This window comes from Streptomyces sp. NPDC046931 (genome assembly GCF_040644655.1).
Lineage (GTDB): Bacteria > Actinomycetota > Actinomycetes > Streptomycetales > Streptomycetaceae > Streptomyces.
Window position 1 is genome coordinate 35,839 of the sequence record NZ_JBEYWX010000019.1, and the last position, 16,228, is coordinate 52,066.

Annotated in this window: 10 protein-coding genes and 4 pseudogenes; 5 read left to right on the top strand and 9 right to left on the bottom strand. The window is 68.4% G+C overall.

Annotation, left to right across the window (positions count from 1 at the left end; genetic code table 11):
• Positions 1–4: 4 nt before the first annotated feature.
• Positions 5–274, top strand: coding sequence for a transposase (locus tag ABZ876_RS27840; protein WP_361786815.1), 270 nt, complete (start codon positions 5–7; stop codon positions 272–274).
• A 109-nt stretch (positions 275–383) separates the two neighbouring features.
• Here ABZ876_RS27840 and ABZ876_RS27845 read toward each other — a convergent pair whose 3' ends face one another.
• Positions 384–1,064 (bottom strand): SMI1/KNR4 family protein, encoded by a 681-nt coding sequence (locus ABZ876_RS27845; protein ID WP_361786818.1) that lies wholly within the window; start codon positions 1,062–1,064, stop codon positions 384–386.
• A gap of 257 nt (positions 1,065–1,321) precedes the next feature.
• Entirely contained in the window at positions 1,322–1,768 is a 447-nt protein-coding gene (locus tag ABZ876_RS27850; protein ID WP_361786821.1) for a hypothetical protein, read from the bottom strand.
• A gap of 734 nt (positions 1,769–2,502) precedes the next feature.
• Between ABZ876_RS27850 and ABZ876_RS27855 the strand changes: the two genes are divergently transcribed.
• Positions 2,503–3,489: a L,D-transpeptidase gene (locus ABZ876_RS27855; protein ID WP_361786824.1), complete on the top strand. Its 987-nt coding sequence runs from the start codon at positions 2,503–2,505 to the stop codon at positions 3,487–3,489.
• A gap of 407 nt (positions 3,490–3,896) precedes the next feature.
• Here the strand turns inward: ABZ876_RS27855 and ABZ876_RS27860 are convergent, their stop codons facing one another.
• Positions 3,897–4,976: a MerR family transcriptional regulator gene (locus ABZ876_RS27860; protein ID WP_361786827.1), complete on the bottom strand. Its 1,080-nt coding sequence runs from the start codon at positions 4,974–4,976 to the stop codon at positions 3,897–3,899.
• A gap of 375 nt (positions 4,977–5,351) precedes the next feature.
• On the opposite strand from ABZ876_RS27860, the gene ABZ876_RS27865 reads away from it, so the two are divergent.
• Positions 5,352–5,861, top strand: a complete 510-nt coding sequence (locus ABZ876_RS27865; RefSeq protein ID WP_361786830.1) for a hypothetical protein — start codon at positions 5,352–5,354, stop codon at positions 5,859–5,861.
• Between the two features lie 512 nt (positions 5,862–6,373).
• Here the strand turns inward: ABZ876_RS27865 and ABZ876_RS27870 are convergent.
• On the bottom strand, positions 6,374–7,309 hold the full coding sequence (locus ABZ876_RS27870) for a LysR family transcriptional regulator (RefSeq protein ID WP_361786833.1): 936 nt from the start codon (positions 7,307–7,309) through the stop codon (positions 6,374–6,376).
• Between the two features lie 134 nt (positions 7,310–7,443).
• Here ABZ876_RS27870 and ABZ876_RS27875 point away from each other — a divergent pair, with 134 nt between their 5' ends.
• Entirely contained in the window at positions 7,444–8,718 is a 1,275-nt protein-coding gene (locus tag ABZ876_RS27875) for an MFS transporter (RefSeq protein WP_361786836.1), read from the top strand.
• A 73-nt stretch (positions 8,719–8,791) separates the two neighbouring features.
• Here ABZ876_RS27875 and ABZ876_RS27880 read toward each other — a convergent pair.
• The 5 genes and pseudogenes from ABZ876_RS27880 to ABZ876_RS27900 form a co-directional block, all read right to left on the bottom strand.
• Positions 8,792–8,932 (bottom strand): annotated as a pseudogene (locus ABZ876_RS27880) (recombinase family protein); the annotation flags it as partial.
• A gap of 435 nt (positions 8,933–9,367) precedes the next feature.
• A pseudogene (locus ABZ876_RS27885) lies at positions 9,368–10,296 on the bottom strand (DUF6596 domain-containing protein); the annotation flags it as partial.
• Between the two features lie 289 nt (positions 10,297–10,585).
• Positions 10,586–11,365 carry a glycosyltransferase family A protein gene (locus ABZ876_RS27890; RefSeq protein ID WP_361786839.1) on the bottom strand — a complete coding sequence of 260 codons (780 nt, stop codon included), beginning with the start codon at positions 11,363–11,365 and terminating at the stop codon, positions 10,586–10,588.
• Between the two features lie 665 nt (positions 11,366–12,030).
• Positions 12,031–12,140: pseudogene (locus tag ABZ876_RS27895) on the bottom strand (IS5/IS1182 family transposase); the annotation flags it as partial.
• A gap of 116 nt (positions 12,141–12,256) precedes the next feature.
• Positions 12,257–12,751: pseudogene (locus ABZ876_RS27900) on the bottom strand (cytochrome P450); the annotation flags it as partial.
• A 700-nt stretch (positions 12,752–13,451) separates the two neighbouring features.
• On the opposite strand from ABZ876_RS27900, the gene ABZ876_RS27905 reads away from it, so the two are divergent.
• The gene (locus ABZ876_RS27905) at positions 13,452–14,693 is read left to right on the top strand and encodes a MalY/PatB family protein (RefSeq protein ID WP_361786842.1); all 1,242 of its coding nucleotides are present in this window, start codon (positions 13,452–13,454) and stop codon (positions 14,691–14,693) included.
• Positions 14,694–16,228: the final 1,535 nt, after the last annotated feature.

Here is a 16,228-nt window from a genome sequence, read left to right on the forward strand (position 1 = left end):
GGTGGTGCGGGTCACCGCCGCGCGCACCAGACGTATCTCGATGGCGGAGCTGATCTGCACCAACGCCGGCCACAGATCACGGCTGATCTACCGCATCCGCCTCGACCGTGGTCCCGTCGAGGGCCGCCGCCGGGGCTTCACCGGGACCGACTACGCCCGCCTCCTGGATGCCGCGCAGCAGCAGCTCGGCGGCCCCATCGTTCTGGTCCGGGACGACTTGAGCATGCACGTCAGCCGCCCCATGCACCAGCCGATCGCCCCCGATCAGGACTGACCGCCCACCAGCTGCCGCCCTCCCTTTGCGAGTTCACGAGTTCAACCCGGGCGAGGGTGTGTGGTCGCAGCTGAGGAGGTCTACAACGCTCAGCAGTACTGGGGACGACCTACGGTATCGACAGGGCCGTGCGCTCGGCTTTCTCCAGCCAGTCGGTGTACCAGCGGGCGAACGTCACCGGCTTACCGTCGCCGTCGAGGAGCGGGGCGAGGTCGGCGTCGTCTACCCGGCAGTCGGACCAGATCGTGCCGCGGTGGCTGCCGCTGATGATCAGCCACTCTCTTTGGGCGCAGCCCAGGTGGGAGATCACGATTGCGCCGGCGGTGCGCTCCGGGGCGAACATCACGGCCTCCCACCGCTCGTCCCACGCCTCGACGGCGTCGTCGAAGTCCTCGATGTCGTCGAAGTCCTCTTCCTCGGGACGTCGGGCAAGGACATCGTCGATCAACTTCGGGTCCGGACCCTGGTCAGGAAACGGCTCGGCAAGCCTCGACAGGTCAGCCAGGTCCGCGCCATCGCCCTCCCAACGCCAACGGCCCTGCACGCGCCGAACCGGGAACAGGCCGTAAGCGGGGCCGGCGCCGCCCGCGCCGACGTGGAGCAGGAAGGCCCGGTACTCCTCCGGCAGCCGCACGCCTATCTGAGCCTCGAGTTCGGCAAGCTCGCCCTGGGTGAGCGGATCCTCCACTACCCATTTATGCCCCAATGCCCCGAAAACCATGCTGCCCGCAGGCGCTGCACCAGCCGCCTCAACACGCCGACGTACGTCCACCCACCACTGATCAGTCATGCGCAGACCATAGGTGCCGCCACCGACACCCGGGGCGCGGGCCCCTGCTGCCGCGGGAACAGCCCGGCGCCTCGAGTCTCCTCGGCACATCACGCACACCGGCCAACTGAGGCACGCAATGGCCAGGTAGCACGCTCAGTCACACCAACCGCCGTGACCTGAGCCGTTGAAGAGCTGCAGAGGTTCGATGCCGCGGAAGAGCCGGAAGAGCCCAGCCTGAGGTCGGCAAGAAGCTGTGCGGGAACCATCCTCGGCTCTCAGTGACCGGCCGGTGGCTCGAAGCAACCCGTCTCCGGGTAGGGGCCATTAGTCGACACCTGGTAATTGGTCTTCTGCACGAACGCGGTGACGCAGGCATCGGCATGGACGCGTAGGCCCACCAGCGCGCCCTCGGGCCTGACCTCCCGGCCGTTCTTGAAACGCGAGTCCATCGGTTCGACCCGCAGTGTCCCGCCGAGCAGCTTTCCCTTCGCGTCGAAACGCTCCTCCTGGTAGCCGAGCTTGAGCATCGCAGCGCGGACCGTCTTCGGGTCCCACATCCTTTGCTGCCACAGCCGCTTGAGCACCGACTCGATGCGGCCGGCCTCCCGCTGGGCGTCCTTGGCGCTCGCGGCGGACATCTCGCCCGAGATCCGGAAGCCGTTGTTCTCGCGGTAGTGGGGGGCGCCGTCACCGGCCCCTGGCTCCACGTAGGGAGACCTCATGGACGGGCTCGGGGTGGTTCTGGTCCCATTAGTCATGGTCCCGTCGCTCGCCCCCGTCGTCGCGCGCTCCGTGCCACAGGCGCCGAGCGACCACGTCGCGAGTACGACCAGAGCCGCCGTCACGGCACCCCTGCCGCGCTGCCCGGACCCGCAGTGTCCGGCCGCCCCGAACCCACCCGTTCCCATGAATCCCTCCCGCACCTCTGCGCCCCCAGTCTCCAGGTGAAGCTCACGATAGGGGCCACCCCTTGCCTCGTCCTGAGTATCCGTACTCACCTCCACGCACGAGAGGCCTTTTCACAGCAGGCAGCGGCGCCGATGACGCCCAGGTCCGCAAAGGCCCGGGCGGTTGATCACTGTCGAGGTTTGATCTTGTAGGACAGAACCGCAGCGGCGGCGCGTCCTCTGAGCGGCCCCCTCTTCGACGAAAGCGTACGCGGTCACCCGGGCCGACTGCGGCGTCCTGCTCCACCTTCTGACTTACGGGGTCTTCTACGACGACGGCACCCACGTCGCCGCGTGGCTAACGGCCGTCGAACGACTCACCCGCATCCGCAGCACGCTCCTCGGATCTTTCAATGACGTACTGGAGGCGCTGCGGCACTGCCCGGCGCTCTCGCCCACCGAGTTTTGAGACACGCTTTACGCGGCGCGCGCAACTGTGGCCCGGATCCTGGTTGTCTGACAGGGAGTCGGGCCCGTCAGGGCCGAAGAGCGAGAGAGCGGGTCAGGTCGTGGGACGGCGCAAGGGCGGAATAGGGGTCGCACTGGTCACGGGTGCGATGCTGGTGGGCGCGAGTGCCTGCGGCGGGGGCGACAGTGACAAGGCGGGTGGGGACGACGCAAAGGCGTCGGGCAAGGCGGGTGCGAGCGCCTCTCCGTCACCGACGAAGCCCGCGGGCCCGCCGATGCTGCTGGAGACGATCACCCCGCAGACGGGAACCACGGTCGGCGTGGCCATGCCGATCTCGGTGGTCTTCACGAACCCGGTGGCGGCAAAGGCACGGGCCACGGTGGAGAAGCACATGAAGGTGAGCGCCTCGCAGCCGGTGGTCGGCGCCTGGCACTGGTTCGGCGACAAACGCGCCGACTGGCGACCGAAGACCTATTGGCCCTCCGGTACGAAGGTGAAGATCGACGCTGATATGAAGGGCGTCAGCAACGGCGATGGGCGCTACGGCGTGCGGGGCTACACGCACACCTTCACGATCGGCGACGACGTGCGCGCGGATGCGTCGGTGGTGGGCCACACCATGAAGGTGACCCGGAACGGCAAGGTGTTGCGCACCCTGTCGATCAATGCGGGCAGCGCTCAGTATCCGACGTGGAACGGCACGATGGCCGTCATCGACAAGCAGGAGAAGGTCCACATGACCTCCTGCAGCGTTGGCATCAGCTGTGACAAGGGCAGCCCCAACTACTACGACCTCACCCTGCCCTGGGACGTCCACCTGACCCAGTCCGGCACGTACGTGCACTATTCGACCGGCGACCCCACTCCGGGCAGCGGCAGCGCCCGCGGCTCGCACGGCTGCGTCCACCTGTCCATGTCGGACGCCAAGTGGTTCTACGGGCAGGTCAAGCAGGGCGACCCCGTCACCATCACCGGCTCGCCCCGTGCCAAGGCCCCGGCCGACAACGGTTACGCCGACTTCAACCTGGGATGGGACCAGTGGCTCGCGGGCAGCGCGTCCGGGGAGCGAACAACCGCCACGCAGTGACGCGCTGCGGTGGCGGCGCCGGCCGGCACTCTCCCGCATGAGCACCGTCGCCTCGCATGGTCACGCCTGCTCCTGGCGAGTGGAGTGCACTTGCCATCCCGTGATCGACATGGCGCCGGACAATATCCGTGGACAGGTCAACAGGCCGCAGGGGTGATCTGCGCTGCCTGAGGTTGAGTGAGACAGGTTGGCGGGTAGCGCCCCGCTCAACCGGAGGCGGCGTGATGTTCACCCGGAGCCCCGAAGCCAAGCCAGCATGCGCCGGGGGCCGGTCGCGGCGCCGCCTTCCCTGGCCTGGGGTGCCGGCTTGGCTCTCCTGGCTTGTCCGGCGAGCCGGTACTCGTCGGCTTCACGGATGAGTTCCCGAGAGCGGATCTGGTGCAAGTCGAAGTGCATGTCGCTCGCTTCTACGGCTGGAGCTCCAGGACATCGGCGACCACGCAGCTGACGTTGTCGGGGCTGCCGAAGCCGTTGGCGAGGGCGATGAGTTCGCGGACGGCCTGCTCGGGTTCGCTGAACTCGAAGAGCACTCGGTGGATCTCTTGGGTTGGCACGACGGTCGACAGGCCATCGGAGCAGAGCAGATATCGGTCCTCCCGCTGGGCGTGGTGGAGGCGCATGTCGGGGGTGGCGTCGGCTCCGTGGCCCAGGGCCCGGACCAACAGCGACCGCTGAGGGTGGGAGGCGGCTTCTTCCGGGCTGAGGCGTCCTTCGTCGACCATCGACTGGACCATGGTGTGGTCGTGGGTGATCTGAAACAGTTCTCCGTCACGCAGGAGGTAGACGCGGGAGTCGCCGATGTGGACGAGGGCCAGCTGTGATCCCGTCCAGAGCATCGCGGTGAGTGTGGTGCCGGTGTCTTCGTGTGAAGAGCCACTCTCGGCGATGTCGTGCACGGCCTGCTTAGCCTGTTCGATGACGTCTTCCAGGACGTTGAGGAGATTGCCGGCTTGAACGCTGTCGGTTTCGAGGTGCTTGAGCGCGTCGATGGCGGCTGCGCTGGCAGGGCCTCCTTGGCTGCCGCAGCCGTCGGCGACGGCGAGCAGCCGGGATCCGGCGTAGGCGGTGTCCTGGTTGCTTTCGCGGACGAGACCTGTGTCGGAGAGGGCGGCGTAACGGAGGCCGAGGGGCTGGTCGGTTGGGGGCATGGCTGGGTCCTTCCAGGACAGGTGGTCGATGAGGAACATGGCCAGGTCCCGCCGTGCGGCGGTGTCGGCTTCGACTTGTGCCCAGAACGCGCGGATCTCCTGGCCCGCCGGGCCCGCATCCAGCGCGCAGACCTGCCGGATGCGGGCCAGCGGCATTCCCAAGCGCCGTAGCCAGGCGACCAGTCGGGCCTGGTCCAATTGATCCGGTGTGTAGAGGCGGTAGCCGGTCACCGGGTCGACGCGTGCCGGAGTCAGCAGGCCGAGCGCGTCGTAAAGTCGCAGCGCCTTCGGTGACAACCGGGACGCCTTCGCGAACACCCCGATGGTCAGCAACTCCATGCTCGCTCCTCCTCATGCCGAGCACATCACCCGGCTCCACTGATGCTGTGGCCTCCCCCAAGGTGAAGGTCAACCAAGGGTCGCGTTGCGGCCCGCCCGATCGCTTCGCATGGATTTGGACAACGCGATCGGCCACGAACTGGCGCTACGGGGACGTACGGCTCGCCGTGCCGGAGCGTCTATGACTCCTTGTAGGAGGGTTCGGAGAACGGTCTGGGTGTCCGGCTCTGAGGAATGTCGCTGAGAACGCAGAGCCGAGGGGCGGTTCTCGGCCAACGGCGCCGTCGGGCGGTCCGACGGCCTTCGCGCTGTTGGCAGCCTCGGAAGTTGATCTCGAGGGCGCGCCCCTCCGCGCCTCCAGGATGCGAAAAAGAATTGACTTACCGTCAGTTTCGCCGTCGCTTCGGTCTCACGGGCCGCGTCGTCGCCTGCTCGCTGATGGCCGCGGGCGTGAAGGTGCGCATCGTGGTCAGCGACCCCGCCAACCGCGGCTCGGTCGGCAGCGGTGGCTATTCGCAGATCAAGTCCCTGTCGGAGATCAGCGACACCCTGCGCAACCGCCTCGCTCTGCTCACCGGCGACAAGGGCGCCACCCGCACGACGATGTGCTCCACCCTCCAGCTGGCCACCTTCCGCAGCTCGGACAGCGCCAAGTGGGCCGACGGCCATCCGTACGCCCAGCACCACAAGCTGGTGTCGGTCGACGACTCGGCCTTCTACATCGGCTCGAAGAACCTCTACCCGTCCTGGCTGCAGGACTTCGGCTATGCGGTGGAGAGCCCCGAGGCGGCGGCCCAGCTCAAGGCGAAGCTGCTCGCACCGCAGTGGCGGTACTCGCAGGCGACGGCCACGTTCGACTACGCACGCGGCGTATGCCAGGGCTGAGTTCCACTACAGGCAGCGGGCAGCAGGCAGCTGTGTCGAAACCCGGTTGCCGCCCAGAGAGCGTCGCTCGCAGGCTCTCGGCGAAGGACAGGTGCAGCGGAGATCACGGTGCTTCAGGTGACATCCTTATGTGCCTACTTCGTCCAAATGTCCGAGCGCGACGGGTTCGGGGTCGGGGTCGCCGTGGTCGGGGCCGTGGACCCGGCCCCGCAGCAGCAGCAGCAGCTCATCGTCGCCGCTCATGCCGTCCGCCCTTCCAGCCGCCACCGACGGCACGGGCTTGCCCTTGCGTCCGAAAGCGTAGAGCCAATCGCCGGCCTTCTGCTCCGGTGCTTCCTCCGGCTCCGCGTGTTATCCGGGGCCACTGAGCCGAATCAGCAGTTCACAGTCTTGATCACCGTCAAGGCACAGGAGGCATACGGTGCGGGAGCGCCGGGGTGTGCCCATGGCCACGCCTGCCCCGCGTCACCGTCCGTCGAGTCCGGCCACGATGGTCGCGGACGCCGCAGCGTTCAGCGCGGAATCACCCAGCCCGGTGTCCAGGTCCCGGCGGCACCGTGACCGGCCGCTGTGGTGGCGAGGTGGGCGCGGAGGGTGGCCAGCGCCGGGTGTGGGTTGTCGCGGTGCCAGAGGAGCGAGTGCGGGTAGACGGGCGTCGGGTCGGTCACCGGGATGCGGCGCAAGCCGTGGCCGGCGGGCCAGACGAGGCGGGTCTGCTCGCCCATGAAGGTGGCCAGGGCGGGGGTGTCGGCGACGGTGTCGAGTAGCGCGTCGGAACCGAAGTTGGGGCCGGTTGCCTCGATGGTGAGGCCGAACTCGGCGACGAGGTCGCCGTAGTAGGCGGCCCACTCGGTACCGGGGACGATGCCGGGCATCCAGATCCGGTGCCCGGCGAGCTGAGCGACGGTCACCGACCGGGCGCCCGCCAGCGCGTGGGCGGGCCCGGTGAGGAGCTGGAGCGGCTCGTCGAGCACCCGGACGGAGTCGATGTCCTCGGGAAAGGGCCGGCCGGGCGCGGCGACGGCGCGGAAGGATGCGTCGATGGCACCGGAGCGGATGGCGGCGACGGCCGTCTCGACGTCGAACAGCATCACCACGTCGAGCTCGATCTCGGGGTGCGCGCGGTGGAAGGCGCGCATCAGGCCCGACGGCGCGACGCGCGAGGCGATCACGTCGACACGCAGGGGACGGCGGCCGGGGCGCACGGATACGACCGCGCGCTCGGCGACGCGCAGCAGCTCGCGCGCGTGGGGCAGAAACGCCTGCCCGTCGATGGTGAGCTCGGCGCCGCGCGCGGTGCGGGTGAACAGCCGCACGCCGAGGTTGCGCTCCAGTGCGGCGATGCGCTTGGAGACGGCCTGCTGGGTGACGGCCAGCTCGGCGGCGGCCTCCTGGAACTGCCCCGCGTCGGCGGCGGCGACGAAGGTCCGGACGGTGTTGATGTCCATGCCGATACCTTACGGGTACAACCGTTGGTTGTGGCAGGACGGTCCTGTGGTTGTTTGATCCCTGGCTATTGGGCCCGCTTTGATGCTTCTGATCAGCGAGCGGTTGTGCAGGTGAGGGGCGAGGGGCGTCGGGCATGAGGAACGGGCACCGGCTGGGACATCTGCTCGGACAACGGCTGGGGCCGCGCTTCGGGTGGCTCTGGGCAGCGTACGGGACCAGCGCGCTCGGCACGTGGCTCGCCTTCGGCGCTTTCCCGCTGATCGCCATCCGGGTGCTGCACGCCGGACCGGCCGAGGTCGCCGCGCTCTCCTCCGTGGGGGCTGCGGTGGGCGCGGCCGTGGCGGTGCCGCTCGGCCCGTGGGTGGAGTTCCGCCGCAAGCGGCCGGTGCTGATCGCGATGGACCTGGTGCGGTTCGCGGCGCTGCTGACGATCCCCGCCGCGTTCGCGCTCGGCGTGCTCACCTTCCTTCAGCTCGTGCTGGTCTCGGTCGTCGTCGCGGCGGCCGACATCACCTTCCGCGCCGCCTCCGGCGCGTACCTCAAGACGTTGGTGCCGGCCGAGGACCTGCTCGTCGCAGGCGCCCGATTCGAGTCCACGGCCTGGACGACCACGATCATCGGACCGCCGCTGGGCGGCGCGGCGACCGGGCTCCTCGGTCCGGTGGCGACGGTGGTGGCCGACGCGGTCAGCTACCTGCTTTCGGCGCTGGGCATCCGCGCGACGGGCGGGCACGAGCCGCGGCCCGCGCGCCGGGAGGCCGCGCGCATGCGGGCCCGGGACCTGCTCGACGGCTGGCGGTACATCCTCGCCGACGCGACGCTGCGTCCGCTGTTCTTCAACACCGCCTTGTTCAACGGCCTGGTGATGGCCGCCCAGCCGCTGCTGGCCGTCCTGATGCTCGGCCGACTCGGGTTCGCACCGTGGCAGTACGGCCTCGCCTTCGCCGCGCCCTCGATCGGCGGGCTGCTCGGTTCGCGGCTGGCCCGACCGCTCGTCGTCCGGTTCGGGCAGCACCAGGTCCTGGTCGTGGCCGGGGCGCTGCGCGCGCTCTGGCCCGTCGGCCTGGCGTTCCTGGGGCCGGGCACCGGGGGGCTGCTGCTGGTGATGGGCGTAGAGCTCGGGCTCATCTTCTGCTGCGGGGTCTTCAACCCCGTCTACGCCACCTACCGCCTCGAACGCACCACGACCGACCGGGTCGCCCGCACGCTGTCCGCCTGGGCGGTGACGACCAAGGCCTCGACCGCGCTCCTGACGGCCGTCTGGGGCGTGCTGGGCGGCCTGCTCGGCCCGCGTACGGCCATCGGCCTGGCCGGAGCGCTCCTGCTGGCGACCCCGCTGCTGCTCCCCCGCCGCGCGGCAGCACCTCTCGCCGAGCCGGAGCCGGAGCCGGCACCGAGCCGCGCCTGACGGGCCGCTGCTGGGCGATCGCAGCCTTGCCCTCGGTGAGCCCGGGTCGGCGCCCGGCGATCCGGCCGCGGGCCCGCGCGACGGCGAGCCCGTCGTCGGTATCCGCCACGATCGGCGCCCCCTGGAGCTCCGCGAGCACCGACAACGTCCCGAACATGGCCCGCCCCTCCATCGTGGACATGTCGATACCCTGCTCGATCACGTGCAGCCCGATCCCCCGCTCGCAGGTCCGCGCCGAGCGTCACCAGATGCGGCATCGCCAGTTGCAGCACCGATCGGGAGAGCCGGTCGAGCCGGGTTACCTTCAAGCTGTCACCCTGCGCAGCAGCTGGAGCAGAGGTCGAGCTTCGGCCGGAACGCCTTCGCGCGACTCGCGGTGCCGACGCGGATGTTTTCGCGGTCGACCCCGGCCCGGCAGCAGGGTGTCGATCCGACGATCGGGACTCCGGTCGGCGGTCGAGACCTTCGCGCAGCCGGTAGTCACGTGTCGGAGTGTCGCGAACCCGCAGGACGGGCCGTGTCGGCGGCTCGCGTCGGAGATCAACGCCGGTGAACGGTTCCGCCGACACGTTCACCGACACTCAGCCACGCGAGAACCGCGCCGTCCCGCCCAGCCTGTGCAGCTGTACCACCGTCCGCTCGAACCGAGTCACGCAGGGCCCTTCAGGCGGTGGGCGCGGTCGGTGAGATGGCGGCGTTCGGGTGCGCTGGTGGTGCGGCGGGCGGCCTCCCGGTAGGCGTGTGCGGCGGCGTGCTCGCCCAGCAGTTCCAGCAGGTGGGCACGGGTGGCGAGCAGCCGGTGGTGGCGTGTCATGCGCTTGTCCGTCTCCAACGCCGCCAGGAGATCGAGTCCGGCGGCCGGACCGCAGACCATGGCGACGGCCACAACACGGTTAAGGGTGATCATGGGGTTCGGCCCGAACTGCTCCAGTAGGTCGTACAGGGCGAGGATCTGGGGCCAGTCGGTGGCGTCGGTGTGCTCGGCCTCGTCGTGAACGGCGGCAATGGCCGCCTGCAACTGGTAAGGGCCGACCTGCCCGCGGGGCAGAGTGCGGCTGATCAGATCCACACCTTCGGCGATGAGCCGACGGTCCCACCGGCTGCGGTCTTGGTGCGTCAGCGGCCCAACTCGCCATGGTGTCCAGTACGTGCGGGACGGCGTGCCTCGGTCAGCAGCATGAGGGCGAGCAGCCCCGCGGTCTCGGTGTCTTCGGGCACCAGCCGGTGGAGCAGCCGGGTGAGCCGGATCGCCTCGGTGGACAGTTCCGGCGCGGTCAGGTCACTGCCGCCGGTGGCGGCGTAGCCCTCGTTGAAGATCAGGTAGAGCACGTGCCGCACCTCGGCCAGCCGCTCGGCGCGTTCCGCCGCCTCGGGCAGGGACCAGGCGGTGCCGGATGCCTTGATGGCCTGCTTGGCCCTGCTGATGCGCTGCGCCATGGTCGCCTCGGGCACCAGGAACGCCGCGGCGATCCGCGCGGTGGTCAGACCGCCGACCTCGCGCAGGGTCAGTGCTATCCGGCTGGGCGAGGACAGCTCGGGATGGCAGCACAGGAACAGCAGGGCCAAGGAGTCGTCCTTGAACCCGACACGATCCACGGTGACATCCCCGCACCGGGCGGTACGCAGGCGTCCGGTGACGACAGCGGCCGGTCCGTGGCCGCCCTGCCCTGGCCGACGTCCGCACTGCTGCAGCCCTGGCGCGCCGTCACCGCGCGGTGGCAGGCCGCCGTCGACGCACACGTGCGCGAGATGGGATTCGACGCGGTGGTGGAGTCGGGCGCCCGCCGACTCGGACGACCCCGGACCGGTCATCTCAGCTCGCCGCCGGGAGAGGGCCGGCCATCGGTGCCCGTTTCGCTGACCATGGTTATCTGTCACTCTCGAACTTCGAGTCGTAACCCGTGCTGCCGGTCCAGGCCCGGAGCGCGTCAGCGTGTTCTTGGATCAACGACATCCGAGCTTCCCACTCCGCCCCGGCCCTGTGATGGGGGTGCGTGGTGATCTGACCGCCGTGCTTGCGATAAAGAAGGCCGATCTCGCCGATGAAGAATCCGTGTGCCAGAGAGTCGAGTCCGAGCAGCAGGCCCGTGTCACCGGAAGCCGGCAGGGCCATCCACCCGCCGAGCAGCGCCAGAAGGGGGCGTCGCACGCACAGCGTGGCGGGATGGACCTGTGGTCGCCGGTGCTCGACCCAGAACCCGTATGCGGTTCCTTGCGGGAGCAGACCCGGCTCCGGATCGCTGAGTTCGAAGGAGACGGTACTCCCGTCCTCAAGGAGGTCGACCACTCGGGAAGTGGTCCACCCGACGTTGGAGTGCTCTTCCAGCACTGCTATGTCGCGTGCCAGTGCGCCTGGAGTGAGTTGGTCGTCGGCGTCCAGGTTCTTTACGTACGAACCCGTTGACCGGGCGAACGCCAGGGTTCGTGCCACATGTGGGCCGCCAGGGCGAGAGGCTGAGATCCGGATGCGCGGATCGTCCGTCGGTAGCTGGGCGGACGCACGGACGTCATGCCCGTCTTCCTGCACACACCACTCCCATGACCAGCCGTCAGGGAGATCTTGGGCGAGCAGAGACGCGTAGACATCCGAGAGAAACCGTACTCCACGGCCGTGCACCGGCGTGACGATCGAGATCACCTGGCTCATGAGAGCCCTCCGGTGACCTCGACAGGCTTGTCATCTGCCGAAAAGCCGCCCTTGGGGATCCGCAGGATGTGACGCATGGAGCGGCTGAGTCCAGTACCGGGTCCAGCCTTCTGCGCGTGACGCCTGGTGTAAGTCCGACGTGGAACCCGTACCCCGGGCGCCAGGGCTGGCACCTCGGACATTTCGGGTGGCGCCTCGATGACCGTGCAATCTGCGCTGTCCTCAAGAAGAACGCGGTCAAGGGGGTCTGACTCAGCCTCGGATACTCCGCAGTGTGCACGCTCGGGTTCGGGCACCAGAACTGCTGCTTTCTCTGCGTGATACCGAATGTTCCGGCGCTTTTGGTGCCGTGGCAGTGCGCGTACGCACGTGTTGCCGCCTCCAAGTCCGGAGAGGACGCCAGTCGATCCCAGCCTCATGACGACCTTACGGGCCGTGTTCTCATTGACGCCGCACTCCTCGGCCAGGTGGCGACAATCGGGATCCAGTCGCCTGCACGTGAGGCTCCGCTCTCGATCTTTGCCAGGAGCGCGGCGACCACTTTCGGCGCGCCGCCAGCGACACTCGTGGGCCTCCTCATCGCCAACAGCCTCGCAGATCTGGCGCAGTCGAGGCAAGATCCTCCTGGAAGGGTCGTGGACGGCGGTCGGTCGGGAGGCCCAACAAAGCCGTTTTACGCGGCGGTGGGTGATCAGGGGCACGGCGAGCCGGGGGATGCTTCGTGGATGTCGTCGCGCCGTTCCCAGCGGATGCGCAGGCGTCGGAAGCCCTGGAGATCCCTGCAGCGGTTCGCCTGTCGCTCCCGGCGGCGGTGCTCAGGGGGGTGAGGCCCTCGATCGGCGAGGGGAGGTGGCGCGGGCCGCGCAGAACGGCGTTGGCGCGGTACGGCGGCGGATCCTCGAGCAGCCCGGAGAACTTGACCCGTCGGAACAGTTCGGGCACAGCCAAATGCAGTTCTATACGGGCGAGCGGGGCGCCGAAGCAGTAGTGGATGCCGGTGTGGAAACCCAGGTGCTCGGTGCCCTTGCGGTCGGGATCGAACCGGTCAGGGTCCTTGAAGCGTTTGGGGTCCCGGTTGGCCGCGGCCGGCATGAGCCAGATCGGCGAGCCGTTGGGGATGGTGGTGCCGGCGACGTCGATGTCGGCCAGGGCGGTGGTCCACGGGACGAACTGGACCGGGGGCTCGTGCCGCAGTACTTCCTCGATGAGTGGGACGGCCAGGTCAGGCTCCTTCTGGAACCGCTGGAGGACGTCGGGGTGGCGCAGCAGGGTGAGGGTCGTACTGGTGATCGCGTTGACGGTGGTCTCGTGGCCGGCGACCAGGAGCAGCACCGCGGTGGCCTCCAGGTCTGCAGGTGTCATGTCGGGGGCGGGCGCGCTGAGCATCCCGGGGCCGGGATGGCGGCGTTTGGTCTCGATCAGGTCGGACAGGTAGGCGCCCAGCTCCTGGCGTGCCCGCTGTCCCTTTTCCTGGCCGTCCTCGCCGGAATGCGGATCGATTGACGACGCCAGGGCATCGGCCCAGCGTGGAAGCGCGGTTCGTCCTCGCGCGGCACGCCCAGGACCTTGCAGACGGCGGTGACAGGAAGGGGGGTAGGAGAAGTCCTCGACGATGTCGACCTGGTCCTTGCCCTCGAAGGCGTCGAGCAGCTCGGTGACGGCCTTGGCCAGGTCTCCGCGCAGGTCGTCGAGGAATCTGGGGCTGTGCGGGGGACCGAACGGCCGGTTGATGGTGTCGCGCAGCCGGTCGTGCACAGGTGGGTCGGTGAAGATGAAGCTCGGCGGCAGGCCTGTGTCCTCCGCTTCCGCTGTGCGGCCGTAGCCGGATGGACGGTTTCTCGTGTCGTTGCTCAGCCGCGGGTCGTTGGCCAGGCTCCGCACCTCGTAGTACGTGCTGACCAGAAGGTGAAGGGAATGCAGTCGCCCATGTCCTCGATGATGCGGCCGTCCGGGGACTGGACCGGTTCAGGGAGCACACCGGCCGACCGTAGTCCCAGATCGCGAGGGCCAGCCGGAGCACCGGCGCCGCCGCGTGGTTGCTCAGACCCGCATAAGCCTGTTTCTGCGTGCATGGGAGCATAGAGTGATGGGTCGTATGAAGGGCTCAGGTTCTGAAGCGGCAGAGGGTGCTCGAACAGACCCTCTAGTGCAACTGTCTCTTGAGCAGCTTCGGGAGCGCACGAGCATGAAGTGGCGCACGTTCCCCGAGGATGTGCTCCCGCTGTGGGTAGCGGAGATGGACGTGCCTTTGGCCCCTGCCATTGTGGAAGCGCTGCACACAGCGATCGGCCTCGGCGACACCGGGTACCCGTACGGAAATGCTTATGCCGAGGCTTTCGCCGAGTTCGCCTCCGAGCGATGGCGGTGGGACGGCTTGCGAGTGGAGCACATGGCGATCGTGCCTGACGTCATGATGGGCATCGTCGAAGTGCTCCGCCTGATAACCGATCCCGGGGACGCCGTCGTGGTGTGCTCACCGGTGTATCCGCCCTTCTATGCCTTCGTCGCCCACGACGCCCGAGAAGTCGTCGAGGCACCGCTCGGTCCGGACCTGCGGATCGACTTGGCCACGCTGCAGGAGGCGTTCGTACGCGCGCGAAGCCACGGCCGTCGCGCCGCGTTCCTCATGAGCAACCCGCACAACCCGACCGGTGTCGTCCACACCCGCAAGGAACTGGAGGCGATCGCAGAGCTCGCCCGCAGATACGACGTGAGGGTGGTATCCGATGAGATCCACGCCCCCCTGGTATTGCCCGGGGCCACCTTTACGCCATTTCTCACCGTTCCAGGCTCCGAAAACGGCTTCGCGCTGACCTCCGCGTCCAAGGCCTGGAACCTTGCCGGTCTCAAGGCTGCTCTGGCTATCGCAGGCGTCGAAGCTGTCAAAGACCTTCGGCTCATGCCCGAAGAAGTGAGTCACGGGCCCAGTCATCTGGGCGTCATTGCCCACACCGCAGCATTCCTCGAATGCGGACAATGGCTCGACGAACTACTACTCGGACTCGATGCCAATCGAGATCTCCTGGGGCAACTCATCGAAAAGCACCTCCCCAGCGTGCGGTACCGCCCGCCACAAGCCACCTACCTCGCTTGGCTGGACTGCACGAGGCTGCGGCTGCACAGCGACCAGCAGACGGGAAGCCCTGGCGTGGTCAGCGACATGGCCGGGCCGGCGAAGATGTTCCTCGACGAAGCCAAGGTCGCTCTCAGTTCCGGACACGTTTTCGGCTCCGGCGGTGCGGGGTGCGTACGGCTCAACTTCGGCACGTCACCCGCCATCCTGCGCCAAGCGCTGTCCTGCATGGGGCGCGCGGCCCGGGGCCTATGACGCCCTTGTTCGTTCGCTCGGGTTTCGAGTCGTCAGACGCCGGGACCCGTAATCGCCTGGTGCGCCGATGCGCGGCCGTTCACCCGGGACGATAGCCCAGTGCACGTCGACCTTATGAACGCGGACTGTTGAGCGACCGGCCAGGCTGCAAGAGCTGGACGGTGCTTGCAGTGCCCGTGGGTCGAACGCCGCAGGGTCGGAAGGACGGGCGGCCTGCGGCTCCTCGGCCACAGGGCTGAAGTCGCTCATGTGAAGGTTAAGAAGCATCACATGCCCACAGCTCTGGTGGACTCCGCGACCGACCGCACGCCGGCCTGGCGACAACGACCTTTCCGGCAGAGTTACCTAGCCCACGTTTCAGCAACTGCCTGAACACTCATCCAGTCCACCCCGTTGATCTCAGTAACCGGTGACCACCTCTCCAGACCGGTGAATGAGGTTCGCACATGGCAAGGATCGAAGAAAACAAGCGGCGTCTCCCGACCGCCGACCACTGCCCAGCCCGGGTCACCGACTCCGCTTCACCCCATGAACCCATGCGCTGAGCGGTCGAGCCCATGGACTACTGCATCCCGTGCAACCGCACCCTCAACGGCGCTGTGACGTGCCCAGAATGCGGTGCATTCGACTCCGACATGACACAGACGAGCTCTGGGCAGAACAGTGCTCCAGTCTCCGACACCGGGGTCCCGGTTGCCGACTTGAACGAGAGACCGGGCTCCTTCGGGCTTCCGGACGCCTCCTGGTCTTCGACTCCCTCGGAGAACCGGCCGGCAGCCAGGCGCGTTCGGCCACCACTGCTGAAGAAGTATGCGGGTCGGGCCCTTGCCGCGGCCGCCTTCACCGTGCTCGGCGGCATGGGCGCCGCGTCACTGCTTCCCCAGCCGACAAGTCCACGAGCCGCACCGGGCCCGGATCTGCCAATCCTCGACGAGCCCCCGGTCCACGTCACCGACTCGCCGACTTCACCCGAGCGCACGGCCACGCAGTCGGCCGGAAAGGGTGTCCGGGAACGAAACAGTGAAGGGTCCGGGCGTCCCCGACCGGCGGTCCCCCACCCGGAATCGCCGGCTCCACGAACTCCCGCTGTCAGCAGCAGTCCACCGCCACCCGTGAAGACCGAGCCGACGCCGCGGCCCTCCAGCGCCCGCCCCAGCCGTACCGCGCCGACCGTGCCCCCTTCGGCGAGACCTTCGGCGAGACCTTCCGCCAGTCCTTCCGCCAGCATCAGCGCCTCGCCCTCGAGCAGCCGCTCACCCAGTACCCAGGGGGATGCCGGCGGCTGAGGCGTGCAGGGAGTGAGCCGTTACCGCGGGACCAACACGGAACCCGGAGTCAGCCGGCGGGCGGGTTCATCGAAGAGTGACCCAGGCAACCCGCTGAATGCTGCGGCCGCGGTGGAGTGCCCGCACGAGCGGTCCGACTCCAGCCCACTGGTTGAGAAAACACCACGCGGACTGCGTATGGCTTCACACGGAAACCGGGAGTCCGCCATGGCATTCCACGGATGTTGGCCGAGGAGGTCTGCCAATGCG

Bases quoted from the DNA above. Each gene is read 5' to 3' on its own strand.
- ABZ876_RS27860 (WP_361786827.1), bottom strand. From the start codon at position 4,976: ATGGAGTTGCTGACCATCGGGGTGTTCGCGAAGGCGTCCCGGTTGTCA.
- ABZ876_RS27875 (WP_361786836.1), top strand. From the start codon at position 7,444: ATGAGGAACGGGCACCGGCTGGGACATCTGCTCGGACAACGGCTGGGG.
- ABZ876_RS27870 (WP_361786833.1), bottom strand. From the start codon at position 7,309: ATGGACATCAACACCGTCCGGACCTTCGTCGCCGCCGCCGACGCGGGG.
- ABZ876_RS27850 (WP_361786821.1), bottom strand. From the start codon at position 1,768: ATGAGGTCTCCCTACGTGGAGCCAGGGGCCGGTGACGGCGCCCCCCAC.
- ABZ876_RS27845 (WP_361786818.1), bottom strand. From the start codon at position 1,064: ATGACTGATCAGTGGTGGGTGGACGTACGTCGGCGTGTTGAGGCGGCT.
- ABZ876_RS27905 (WP_361786842.1), top strand. From the start codon at position 13,452: ATGGGTCGTATGAAGGGCTCAGGTTCTGAAGCGGCAGAGGGTGCTCGA.
- ABZ876_RS27890 (WP_361786839.1), bottom strand. From the start codon at position 11,365: ATGAGCCAGGTGATCTCGATCGTCACGCCGGTGCACGGCCGTGGAGTA.